This window comes from Paraburkholderia sp. RL17-337-BIB-A (genome assembly GCF_046025895.1).
Taxonomy (GTDB): Bacteria; Pseudomonadota; Gammaproteobacteria; order Burkholderiales; family Burkholderiaceae; genus Paraburkholderia; species Paraburkholderia fungorum_C.
Window position 1 is genome coordinate 348472 of the sequence record NZ_JARESY010000004.1, and the last position, 12382, is coordinate 360853.

Below are 12382 nucleotides of genomic sequence, written 5' to 3' on the forward strand. Positions count from 1 at the left end.
GAACACGCGCGAACGTCATCTCCCCGAGCTACCGACCACCTGTTCATCCGCGTCCGGATCAGCGCGCCACCTCGCCTGGCCGCACTAAAAGAAGAACGAATCCGTGTTGGCGCTGGTCGGCAGTATCGTCGTCGTGCCGAGGGCGGAGCGTTGATGCTGCATCAGCGATTCGTGCGCGAGCTGCGCGAGTTCGCGTGTTGCCGGCGAAAGGATCTGGCGGCGGCGCTTGATCAGCGCGAGCACTTCATAGAGCGGCTCCGCGAACTCCACGTAGTGCAGTCCATCGGGAAAGCCTGGGCTCGCGATCGCGGCGCGGCACACAATGGTGTCGCCAATGCCTCCCGCAACGAGCGACAACGCCGTCGACAGATATTCCACTTCGATGATGGGTTCCAGGCGTAGCCCCGCCAATTGCGCGCGCGCAGCGATCTGCCGCCGCGCAGGGTCAGCGGTCGGATAGTGGGCGTCGTAAAGAACGAGCGGCGTGCTGCAGAAGTCCTGGATGGTCCGCGGCCTGCTTGCACGCTGCTGATCGGCCGTGACGTAAAGGATGTCGTCGCGCGCGAGCGGAACGACGTCCAGATTTTCGTCATTGATAGGTAGTGTCACCAGCCCCGCTTCGAGATTGCCCGCCGCCACATCAGCCGCGGTTTCCGCGCTGTTCTGCCCGATCAGCCGCACCCGCACGTCGGGGTACTGGCGATGAAAGCGCGTCGCGAGGTCCGTGCCCAGATAGTAATCGGCATTACGCAGCAATCCGAACGTTGCAGTACCGCCGCCGAGTGACATCATCGAGCGCACCGCCTGCAGGCCCTGCGCCGCCGACGCCGCGCACTGCTCCGCGAAGGGCAGCAACTGCTCGCCGGCTGCGGTCAATAACAGCTTCTTGCTTTTTCGATGAAATAGCTTGGTATTGAATTCCGCCTCGAGCCGCGCCGTCAGTTCCGATATGGCCGGCTGCGTGATGCCCAGTTGCGCGGCGGCCGCACTGAAGGTGCCGAGACGCGCCGCCATGACAAATGCCTCAAGTTGGACCAGCGTCACAAGGTAACCCTATGCATTTCATAACAATGTGTGGATTGTCTCATAGTTTTTTCGCCCCTAACCTCCGTGCTGACCCGTTGCCAGCACCGCGCACAGCGTCCGGCCGGCTGCCGACGGCAACCCGATCCAACCATGGAGAAGCCCATTTTGGCCTATCACCTGAAACGTGCCGCAGCGACGGCCGAGAGCGTTCCCGGTTCGCCTCCCGAGGTGCGCCACGTTGTCGAAGAAGTCATTCGCGACGTGCGCGCACGCGGCGATGCCGCCCTGCGGCACTACGCCGAAAAATTCGATCGCTGGGCGCCTTCTTCATTTCGTTTGACAGCCCAGCAGATCGACGACGCTATCGCGCGTTTGCCGGCTCAGACCATCGCTGACATCCGCCAGGCCCAGGCCAACGTGCAACGTTTCGCCGAGCTCCAGCGCGCTTCAATCCACGACTTCGAAAGCGAAGTGCAGCCCGGCGTCTTTCTTGGGCAGAGGAACATTCCGGTGGGCTCGGTGGGCGCCTACATTCCGGGCGGTCGATACCCCTTGCTGGCATCGGCGCATATGATCATTACGACGGCCAAGGTCGCCGGCGTTCAACGCGTCATCGCCTGCACGCCACCCAATCAGGGGGAAATTCCCGACGCTTCCGTTGCAGCCATTCACTTCGCCGGCGCCGATGAAATCTACCTGCTAGGCGGTGTACAGGCCGTAGCGGCGATGGCGATCGGAACCGGTGAAATGGACCGCGTCGACATGCTGGCGGGCCCTGGCAACGCGTATGTCGCAGAGGCCAAGCGGCAACTCTTTGGCGAAGTCGGTATCGATCTGTTCGCGGGCCCGACCGAAGTGCTGATTCTCGCGGACGAATCGGCGGACCCGTTCGTCGTGGCGGCCGACATCCTGAGCCAGGCCGAGCACGGGCCCGATTCGCCGGCAATACTTGTCACAACGTCGGCAAAACTCGGTGCGGATGTGCAGACCGAGATCGCGCGCCAATTGTCGAACCTCGTCACTCGTCCGGTAGCGGAAGCCGCGTGGCGCGATTTCGGCGAGATCATCGTAGCCGATACGCTTGACGAGGCATTCGCCATTTCGGACCACTACGCAAGCGAGCACGTGCAGGTGTTGACCCGCGAGCCGAGGCTGGCCCTACAGGCGCTGACGAACTACGGCGCGCTCTTTCTCGGCGAAAACACCTGTGTGTCGTTCGGCGACAAGGTCATCGGCACGAATCACGTGCTGCCTACCCGCGGTGCGGCACGCTACACCGGCGGTTTGTGGGTCGGCAAGTTCCTGAAGACAGTCACATACCAGGAGATCACCAGCGTCGCCGCCAGCGGCGAAATCGGCGCATTGTGCGCCCGTGCTTCGAGGGCCGAGAGTTTCGAAGGGCATGCGCGTTCGGCGGACGTGCGTGAGGCTCGCGCACGCGGAATGCGGCCTGGCTGGGCGGGGGCTTGAGCCTTTTGACCGGCCGCACATTTATCCCGTCGCCTGATTGCTGATTGTAGGAGCGCGTCGGCTTTCTCCGGGCCGGCCGCTTCATGAATGCGACCCGTTGTGCACCCCGTCCGTTCCGATGTTGCTTCGAGCACCTTGAACGCAACGTAAAAAAACCACGCTGGACAACAACCTCTATTTCCCAACAATAGTTGTACTACATATGAAAAAAACGATTGCATCGTTCGCTTTGGTCATTCCGGCCGCCGCATTCGCGCAAAGCAACGTCACTATGTACGGCATCCTGGACGAGGGCCTAACCTACTCGACTAACCAGGGCGGCGAGAAGAATATCCAGATGTCGAGCGGCAACCTCCAGGGCACGCGCTGGGGACTCAAGGGACAGGAAGATCTGGGCGGTGGTCTTGCCGCGGTTTTTAATCTGGAAAGCGGATTCGACCTCGGAAAGGGCACGCTCGGACAAGGCGCCCGGCTGTTCGGACGCAAAGCATTCGTGGGCATCAGTTCTTCCGAATACGGCACTGTGACGCTCGGCCGACAATATGAATCGACCGTCGATTTCATATCGCCATTCGTCGCCAACGAGATCTGGGGCGGCGGACTCATGATTCACGCGAACGACATGGACCTCACCGACGGCACTGTGCAACTCAGCAACAGCATCAAGTACCGCAGCATCGATTACCGCGGCTTCAGTTTCGGCGGCCTGTACCAGTTCGGCGGCATTGCCGGACAGTTCGCGAGTAACAGCGCCTGGAGCGCAGGCACCACGTATGCGCATGGGCCTGTGGCATTCGCCGCTACTTACCTGCACATCAATTCGCCCGCGACCGCGGAGTTTCAGCCCCTCGCCAACTCGCCTACTTACACCAATGTGATCTACGGCAACTATCTGGCCGCCGCGCAAAGCCAGGATGTTCTGGCTGTCGGGTCATCCTTCAAGTTCGGCCACGCGCAGGCGCTGCTGAGCTATACGAACACGGTGTATCACGGTGGTTCGGGCGGTCATGATGTCCGCTTCGGCAACTACGAAGCGAGCCTCGGCTATTATTTCCGGCCGACAGTCTTCGGTGCGTTGAGCTACAACTTCACCGACGGGATCAATCACCAGAACGACCAGACGCCTCGCTATCATCAGGTCAGCCTGATGGGCGATTATTTTCTTTCGACGAGGACCGATCTCTACGCGGAACTGGCCGTACAGCTCGCTACTTCCGACGCACAGTACGCTCAGATCGGCGGACTCACCGCGTCGTCGAACGACCGGGCGCTCGCTGCGCGCATCGGCATCCGGCACAAGTTCTGACACACGGCGGGGGCAATAACGCGAGCCATCCAGCGTGCTCGGGGAGGAATGCTCGGCGATACCTTTGGCCGACGACGCGACCTGGACAATTGGAGCGCGAAGGTCCGTTGTCTGGGCGAAGCCGGCGTTTGAGTGTCTGTCTTCTGGCACTGGCGAACGGCGGGAGATGGCCGGCAAAATAGTGCCACCCAAGCGTCTCGGCATCCTCAAGCTTCCGTCCCGGACTCTGTAGCAAGTTCCAAGTGCCCCCCATACAGGGGGTGTTTCGCCTCCGCCAGATCTCTACCATGAGATACAACCGTGCGGGTCACGCCGCTATCTGTCGGTGTGGCATCTGCAATCGCAACCACCTCATCACCAGCAACGACCTGCACGGCGCCAACGCGGCTATCGCCGCAAGCAACAGGAACCGTTTGACCAGAAGTTCTGGCGGGAACGGCCACGTAGCATACGCCGCAACCTGCCTACATCCGCCCAGAAAGCAGGTCGCTTGAGGAGAGAAACGGTGACGGGATTGCGTCGGCAGATTTCGCTGTTCGGTGGCACGGCGTTGGCGGTCGGCATGGTCGTCGGGTCCGGCGTCTTCGGGCTGCCAGGCCTTGCGCTACAGCTCAGTTCGCCCCAAACCGCAGCGTTCGGATGGTTGGCCTGCGCGATCGCCTGCCTTCCGCTGCTGTGGGTATTTGCGATTCTCGGTACCCGCTACGCCTCTGCTGCCGGCATTTCGCGTTACGCCGAAGCCGCGCTCGGCAGACGCGCCGAACTCGCCGTCACGGCCGTTCTTTGCGGCACCTTCCCGCTCACAGTACCGGCCCAATCGATGATCGGTGCAAGCTATGCACTCGTTGCGTTCGGGCTCGATCAAAGTGCGCTTGTCCCAGCCTCCGCATCGATCCTGCTAGTCGCTGTCGCGTTCAATCTATCCGGAATTCGCACCACTGCGCTCGTCAATACCGTTTCACTGGCATTGATCGTCGTTGCCGTGCTCGTGCTATGCACGATTCGCCAGTCCAATCTCTACACCGGCGTGCTGCTGTGGACTCGTCCGGACTGGAGGGGTATCACGCTATCGCAAGTATGGAAAGTGAGCGCTTTGCTCTTCTGGGCATTTGTAGGCTGGGAGAACGTCTCGTTCAGTCTCGAAGAGTTCCGGGAGCCGCAACGAACGATCAAGCAAGTCTACCTGTTCAGTTTTCTCGTGGTAGTCGTGCTGTATTTCCTGCTGGCAGGGACTATCAATGGTGCGTCGAGTGGAGACTCGTCTGTGAACGTAACGGAAGGCATCGCCCGACTCGTGCCGTTGCGCTGGCAGTCGCTCTTTTCTCTCGTGATGTTCTTGGTTATCCAGGCGACAGCCAATGCATGGGTCTTCGCGGCCAGTCGTCTTTTCTATGCCGCTGGTAGAAACCGTCTGCTGCCCGAAGTCTTTGCGCGTCTTGACCGGCAAGGCACTCCGCGCAACGCGCTATTTTTGCTGGCGGGATGTTTTGCGGCCGTCCTGGCGGCGGCGACGCTATTTCACATCAGTGTCCCGGATCTGGTGCTCGTTGCCAATCAGAACTTCCTGGTGCTCTATCTGGTATGCATTTACGCTTGCTGGAAAATCGAACGCGGCGCGCAGCGATGGCTTCTGACACCGCTCGCACTGTTGTCCTGCGGCTTTCTGCTCGCGGGATTCAGCTACAAGATCCTCTATCCGATTGCCCTGCTGGCCTTGGGGATGATGTGCCGGCGCTCGCGTGACAAGCCCCCCCTCGCCAGTCTGGCGGGGACCAATCTGCCACCCCCTCTCTAGCGTCTATCGACACATTCGACAACTTGCATGCTACTTCGCAGGACCAGTGCAACAAGCTCAGCCTGCCTGTGAGTGGAGGTCTTGGTCAGTATCTGTTTCAAGTATCCCCGCGCTGTGCCCATACCGATCGCAAGCTTCAACGCCGCCTCCGCAAGGTCGCAGCCACGCGCGAGCAACGCGGCAAGTTGCGCCTCACGACGCGTTAGCTGAAATGTCTCAACCAGTACACCCAGGTCGAGGTTCAACGGCCGGTCGGGTTCCATCACGAACAGAGCGCCACGTGCATTCTTTGATTCGCAGGAATCACCCCACTCGCGCGATTTCTCCTGCGTACAGAATGGCATGACGCTGACGACAAGCGGCAGGCGCGGCGGCTTGCGCGACAGATAACAGCGAACGGCAGCAGCGTGTCGTATGGCACTCTCGCAGGCATTGCGTTCCACGTCATGAAAGGCAACAGACCTCGCCATCGCCTTGTGCAACGCCAGCGTTTCCGCGTGCTTCGTCGCCATGACAGTTTTTTTGTGCATCAGCAAGCCGTCGCCGCCCGACGCAAGCGCCTCGGCACACCTGTTCACGAATACGGGGCACAGCGCAGTGTCGAAAAGAATTACGCCCACGTTCACGCAGGCAAGTACATCAAGTGTGGACTGGATCTGCACGTTGGTGACGGCGAGGCGGTTACGGACTTCCAGCGAGTTCATCAGGTGTGGCACGATAAGATTCATTGCATCGACATCTTCGCTGCTGAAATCTGCTGCACCAAGCTCACGGCCCGCCGAGAAGTAAACCTGCCGGAGTGGTGTGCGCACGAGTGGTGCGACGACTCCATAGAAACCGCCGGCCGGGCGAACCGCCTCGTTATAGATATATGACCGTCTGAAATCCGCATCCGAGATCGCTGACGATTGGCGCCGTGACGTGCCGACCGGAATTGCATTGATCCAGTCCGGAACGCGTGACTCGAACTCCCACTGTAGTCGCGATACGCAACCGGGTTCGATGCCGATGGACACTACGATGCCTGGGGCGCCGCCCGTCATCTCGTTCAACAACGACTTATGTGCACCGATGACGCTCGCGACCGAACAGAGCGCCGCCTGCCACTCGTCTGGGGCGAGCGCCGCCTGATAGACGTGGCGAACCGCAGCATGAATGTCATCGACGCGTCCCATTTTTACCTCTGCGCTGGACCGCTACCCTCCCAAATGGGAGTAACAGTTGCACCTTTAATCTGACAGTATAGTAAGGACGAAAGGAAGAGCACGTTTCTGCAATTCCCGGAGACAGACATGTCATCCAAACACGCTGCCCTGGCGGGCCACGTTCGGCGGCTATGTTCGCTTGGTGCCGAGCCGCACATCGTTATTCCGCATGTCGTTGAAACAGTTCGGACACTCGTGGGTGCGGATTGGGGCATGTTCTTTTATGCCGATGAGCATTACGCGCTTAGCGAAATGTACAGTCAGAACGAAGCCATATACGCGATCATGCCGCTGTATATGTCCGAAGTGCATAACACAGAGACGCAGGCGGATGCAGTGGGTGTCGACTTCACGACTGCGATGCGGCGAGGGCGCGGATATGAGAACACGGCACGCAATGATGCCGCATTACTCAAGAGCACGATGTATAACGAACTCTACCGGCCTATGTACATTCGGCATAGCCTCGAAATGACCGCGTTCGACGGCAAACGCGGCTGGGGCAGTATGACTCTCAAGCGCATGCCCAACAACCGGCCGTTTTCGGAGCGTGACCTCGCAGACATTCGCCCTTTGTCGAGGCATATAGCGCATGCGCTCGCTTGCCCCAAAGCGCGATATCTCAACCACACCGAGAACGGCCGGTCGTCCGTCATCGTGATCGACGAAACTGGAAAGATCGTATTGGAGAACGGCGTCGGCGTGCGGATGCTCGCGTTGGCAAGCGGCGAACCGGTCACCTACGTGCGGCACGCGCGACTCCCCGACTGGCTGACGCCCCTGGTCGCGAACTTCAACGGAATCTGGCGCGGCGGTGCGGCCGCTCCGCCTACGCATGAACGGTGCAACGCTGCCGGTCGATTCACATTCAAAGCGTATCGCTTCGACCATGCGGATGCGATGACCGATCACACGTTGATTGCTATCTACGCCGAGCATTTTGCCCCGCTCGCATTGGAAATCGAAACGCGAGGGTTTCAGCTTGGTTTGAGCGAACGGCAGCGGCAGCTCTGTACCTATCTGTTGTTCGAACGCCCGCATGGCGATATTGCTCAATTGATGGGTATCCGCGAAAGCACGGTAATCGATCACGTGCGCAAGATATACGAGAAACTCGATGTCCATAGCGTCGCGCAGCTAAAGGCCGCTTTTCGTGGCATCGATGGCGGTACGGACAGGTGGTATATGTGAGCCGGGAATACCGGACGCCTGGCAACTTGCCGAACTACTGACGCTTCACGCTACACCAACGTCGACGGCCTTCAATTCCAGAGGCAAAGGCTGAGTGAATTGCTGTCGTGGCCGTCGGTCAGGATGCGACAGCGGTCGTCAAGTTGCGTTACGACTTCGCTGACGCCCAATGCCGTGACCCGCACCGCCAGTTCCCGTGCGAGAGGCAGGTCGTCCAGCCGGCTGGTAGGTTGTGCCGATGTGATGCGTGGTTTCACCGTCCGCCAGAAAGTGATGGTGTGCAGGAGACGAACATCTGAACTGCACGGTACTGAAGATGTCGCTGCGCGCGGCGTGTTCGTTGGGCATCTCCAGCAACGCAACCCAGTAGATCTGCTCGAAGCTCGCGCACAGCATGAGTTGAGCAACGAACGGTTCAGCTTGCCAACAACGTGGCGAACGCGAGCGGGAATGTCCGTTGGTCGCCGCACGCGATTGGCGTACTTGCTTCGTTCTTGCACGGCCGCGATCGGCAGAAGTCGACCCTCAACCGCCGTTGGAGCCGGTACCAAGTCAATGACGGCTTCTGAGGTTCAACGGCCATCCGTAAGTCCACGGCGGCCGGCACCTTCTGGCCTTTGCCGACATTCGGGCATTGTCGTTGGTGAGGCGGCTACACGTTGCTTTCCTGACATTCGCACATCGATAGCCGCGAATGTCAGGTTTCATCTCACTTCGCGCGACAGCACAACGCTTCATCGCGCGCACCGGCCGTTCCAACCCTGGATCAGGATCCGCCGGTGAAGATCGGGCCCTGCCCGCCCGGCGCAAACGCTGGGAACATCTCGGCGTGCGGCGCGCTCGCTCCGGCAGGCGGCCGGGGTGCCGGCGGCGGCGCCGGTTCCCGCAATGTGACCGCACTATCCGCGGTAATCGGCACACTCGGCTTGGCGAGCAGTTCGGTCTTTCTCATCGAACCCGCCGACGTGCCAAAGTAATAGCCGATGATGCTGATCCACGCCGTGCCGAGTGCGCCGATCACCACGTTGACCAGATCGCGGTTTTCGTGAGGTAATTCCTTCAACGCCATCAGCAGCAGGATGCCGAAGAAGCCACAGGTCACCACCATCGCGAGGGCCTTGGGCACCCAATCCTTGTTAGCAATCCCCATCGCGCGCGCATCGGCCCGATCGCCTGCCTGGATGCGCGCCATGTCGGTCTCATACGCGAGACGGGCCTGCGCCGCGGCCACCACCAGCTGTTGCAACTGCACCGCGTTGGCGCCCTCGGCCTGTCTGAGCTTGTCGAGTGCCGTCGGGTCGTTCAGCGCGGTCTCGATCGCCTGCGGATCGTTGGGCGTGCCCAGCGTATGCGAAATGATGGCGGCGGCGGCCGTCACACCCAACCCGATCGGACCGCCTATCAGGCCGGCAAGCAAAGGGGCCGTGCTGCCGATGCTTGACGCTACTTTTGACCAGTCCATCATGCTGCTCCCAGAAGAAGGTTGGTTGCCATACGGTCCGTCCATCCGCGGCTGAAGGTCGGCCACGTATGCAGGTTTCGCAGATACCGGAGCCGGTACGCCACGAATCGCAGGACAAATCTCATCGGGTCCGCGCTCTTGACGGCGGCCAGCGTGTCCGGGCCGAACTTGCCGTCTTCCTGAGCGCCGGACGCTTTCTGCATCCACAACACCACGAGACCGCCGTTATAGTTCGCATCGAATATCTGGAAGGCGACCCGCGGATCGAGTTCATCCAGATGCAGCGGGTCCCAGTATTTTTCCTTGGCGATCTGCTTTGCGGTTTCGAGCGGTAGGTCCTTCATCGCGCCGGCATAACCGAAGTTCCGCGCCACGCGTGCCGTCACGCCCCACATCGTTTCGCCGCCGGGGTCCGCGGGATTGAAGGAATATCCTCCTTCGCTTCCGATCAGAGCCCTGAACGCATCGTCGAAGCTGTTCATTTACTGTCTCCTTACCTGCTACGTGATACTGCTAAACAAGATGCCTTTGCGCTAAGCCGTCAGCATCGCGGTCCATCCGATCGGGCTTTGTGCTGCTTCAGGCTGACGTCTTCCGGGCGGATTCAAATGTGGGCGGCTCGTCGCATCCGGAGCCGGCGTATCGGAATGCGTGACCTCCTGATACTCATTGCTGAGCCGCGCAATATGGTCTTCGTGCGGCGAGAGCACATCCTTGTCGAGTTTCGATGCCTGCGCATACCGGTGCGCCGCTTCGGTCATCTCGCCATTTAGCTCGAGCGCACGGCCCCACCCCGCATACGACGGCGCGAGATCCGGGCGAAGCGATACGGCCTGAGAGAACTTTGCAATCGCATCGTTGTAGCGCCCGACCGCGATAAGCGCCTCACCCCAGTCGTGCAGCGTGTAGACCGAGTCCGGCTGCATACGATCGGCTTCCCTGAAAGCCTTCAGCGCTTCCGGATAACGATGCGCATGCAACATCACGTCGCCCAGCAGACGCAGGTTCTCGGCGGTCCTCGATGATTCTTTGGCGCCCGCCTTGAGTTGCTCCAGCGCGTCGTCGATTCGGTGCTGCTGCTCGAGCGCAATCCCGAGGCTAGCCCGCAGAATCGCCGAGCCCTCGTAGCGGCGCAGCGCCTCGCGGCTCTGCGCTTCCGCCTCTTTCGCGAGGCCCTGGCTCACCAGCAACCACGCCTTACCTGCCTCCGCCCATTCGCTCTGTTTCGAAGCGGGCAGCGCAAGCACTTCATCGTAGATGCCGACGATCTCACTGTAGTTGCATTGCGCAAGCGAGCATTTCGTTTTCTGCACTTCGGTGAACAGATGGCTGGCCAGTATGTTCGGCTCGGCAAGCCGCATCGCCTGCGTAGCGATATCGCGCACGAACCTGTCCATGTCGCGTCCCGCGAACGGCACCTCGTCCTGGCGCGAGCGGAACACACCGCCTTCGATCTGCACGTGCGCCACGTAGGAATCCGCGGCATCGCCAAGCTTCGTGATGCCGATATGAACGACCACATCCTTCCGGTCGACGACCTCTTTCAGAAAGCGCACGGTCGTCGCATAGGACAGGTCCTGACCGGGAATCTGGATGTCGGGCTGAGCTTCGCTCACGGTCAGCGCGTCGTGGGGAATGGAACCAGCGTCGCGCCCGATCACCCGCATCGCAGACATGATCTTTTCGGCGAGGAAACTGGATGTGTAGCCGCGTTCGGCCAGAGACGGCGGGGTGTCCACGGGCGGCACCAGCAGTTGTTGCCTGAGCACGCCCTGCACGACGAGACAGCAGAACGCGACAGTCAGGCTTCCCAGCACCCACGGAAGCACGTAAGGCAAATACTCTTTGGGTGCACCGAAAATCAACCTTACGGCACGCAGCCAGGAGAAGGCGCGCAAGCCGTTGCTGGTTCCGCGACTGGCTTGTTGCTGAGCACTGGACATGACACACCTCGCACGGCCCGATGTTGGTCAATAGACGACTCTTGACGGCGTCATCAACGCATCGACCGTGCCATGTAACCCTGCGCCTTTGCCGACGGCTGTGCGGACATTCATGCCAGCACGGAACTCAGAAAAGTGTTGCTCGGTAGCCGACGCTTTTCGACAGTAAGTTCGGTCGCGGAAGACATCGCACCGGATGGAGGCGCGCCACGTGTGCTGCTATATTGGCTGCGGCTCGACAGCGCGGCATCCGCCAGGAAGATGAAATGAAGATGATCGGACTGATCGGGGGCATGAGCTGGGAATCGTCGGCCGAGTATTGCCGCCTGATCAACGTGGACATGAAGTCGCGGCTGGGCGGCCACCATAACGCGCCAGCGTGATGGTCACGGTCAGCTTCGAGGGATCAAGAGGCTGCAGCATGCGCAACGCTGGGAGGGGCTCGGCGACAAATGACGCGGGCGGCGCTGCAGGTGCAGACCGCGGGGGCGGATTTCGTACTGCTCTGCACGAATGCCATGCATCGCGTGGCGCCGGCGCTGGAAGCCGCGCTCGACGTTCCATTCCTTCATATCGTCGACCCCACCGCGCAACAAGCCTTCACGATGGAGCAGGATCTTGCCCCGGCCGCATGCAGGAGCGGCACGGCATCGAAGCGCTGGTGCCACAGGCGCAGGAGCGCGTGCTGTTGCACCAGGTGATCTACGACGAGCTTTGCAACGGCATCGTGCGCGAGGCATCACGCGATGCCTACCGGCTCATCATCGACTAGATGCGGACGCAGGGTGTGGGCGGCGTGATTCTCGGCTGCACGGAGATCGCCCTCCTGCTTTCGCAGGAAGATGTGCCGCTGCAGGTCTTCGACACCACCGCGCTGCACGAGCAGGCGGCGGTTACGCGGGCACTGGAATAGATGCGAGCATCATCCGTCCACAGTAAAACTGTCTCATACAGGAGTGGACCGGCCGGTCAAGCGTCCATGTG

General features: G+C 60.7%; 9 protein-coding genes and 1 pseudogene. 5 read left to right on the forward strand and 5 right to left on the reverse strand.

The genetic code is table 11. From position 1 onward, the window contains the following. Nucleotides 1-84 precede the first annotated feature (84 nt). Nucleotides 85-1044, reverse strand: coding sequence for a LysR family transcriptional regulator (locus P0D84_RS46695; protein ID WP_408350728.1), 960 nt, complete (start codon nt 1042-1044; stop codon nt 85-87). 147 nt (nt 1045-1191) lie between these two features. Here P0D84_RS46695 and hisD point away from each other — a divergent pair, with 147 nt between their 5' ends. The 3 genes from hisD (at nt 1192) to P0D84_RS46710 (ending at nt 5597) form a co-directional block, all read left to right on the forward strand. Then, nucleotides 1192-2496, forward strand: coding sequence for a histidinol dehydrogenase (gene hisD, locus P0D84_RS46700; RefSeq protein ID WP_459252243.1), 1305 nt, complete (start codon nt 1192-1194; stop codon nt 2494-2496). 202 nt (nt 2497-2698) lie between these two features. After that, nucleotides 2699-3802 (forward strand): porin, encoded by a 1104-nt coding sequence (locus P0D84_RS46705; protein WP_408350734.1) that lies wholly within the window; start codon nt 2699-2701, stop codon nt 3800-3802. A gap of 505 nt (nt 3803-4307) precedes the next feature. Continuing rightward, the gene (locus P0D84_RS46710) at nt 4308-5597 is read left to right on the forward strand and encodes an APC family permease (RefSeq protein WP_408350737.1); all 1290 of its coding nucleotides are present in this window, start codon (nt 4308-4310) and stop codon (nt 5595-5597) included. Here the strand turns inward: P0D84_RS46710 and P0D84_RS46715 are convergent. Next, the gene (locus tag P0D84_RS46715) at nt 5594-6409 is read right to left on the reverse strand and encodes a helix-turn-helix transcriptional regulator (protein ID WP_408350740.1); all 816 of its coding nucleotides are present in this window, start codon (nt 6407-6409) and stop codon (nt 5594-5596) included. The genes P0D84_RS46710 and P0D84_RS46715 overlap by 4 nt on opposite strands. A gap of 480 nt (nt 6410-6889) precedes the next feature. On the opposite strand from P0D84_RS46715, the gene P0D84_RS46720 reads away from it, so the two are divergent. Then, nucleotides 6890-7993, forward strand: a complete 1104-nt coding sequence (locus P0D84_RS46720) for a helix-turn-helix transcriptional regulator (protein WP_408350743.1) — start codon at nt 6890-6892, stop codon at nt 7991-7993. 766 nt (nt 7994-8759) lie between these two features. Here P0D84_RS46720 and P0D84_RS46725 read toward each other — a convergent pair. Genes P0D84_RS46725 through P0D84_RS46735 form a run of 3 tightly spaced genes read right to left on the reverse strand, consistent with a single transcriptional unit; the run spans nt 8760 to nt 11398 of the window. Further along, nucleotides 8760-9455 carry a hypothetical protein gene (locus P0D84_RS46725; RefSeq protein ID WP_408351934.1) on the reverse strand — a complete coding sequence of 232 codons (696 nt, stop codon included), beginning with the start codon at nt 9453-9455 and terminating at the stop codon, nt 8760-8762. Then, nucleotides 9455-9937, reverse strand: a complete 483-nt coding sequence (locus P0D84_RS46730) for a glycoside hydrolase family 108 protein (protein ID WP_408350746.1) — start codon at nt 9935-9937, stop codon at nt 9455-9457. The genes P0D84_RS46725 and P0D84_RS46730 overlap by 1 nt, the downstream gene beginning before the upstream one ends. Before the next feature lie 51 nt (nt 9938-9988). Further along, nucleotides 9989-11398, reverse strand: a complete 1410-nt coding sequence (locus tag P0D84_RS46735; protein WP_408350749.1) for a tetratricopeptide repeat protein — start codon at nt 11396-11398, stop codon at nt 9989-9991. A gap of 266 nt (nt 11399-11664) precedes the next feature. On the opposite strand from P0D84_RS46735, the pseudogene P0D84_RS46740 reads away from it, so the two are divergent. Then, nucleotides 11665-12311: pseudogene (locus tag P0D84_RS46740) on the forward strand (aspartate/glutamate racemase family protein). Nucleotides 12312-12382: the final 71 nt, after the last annotated feature.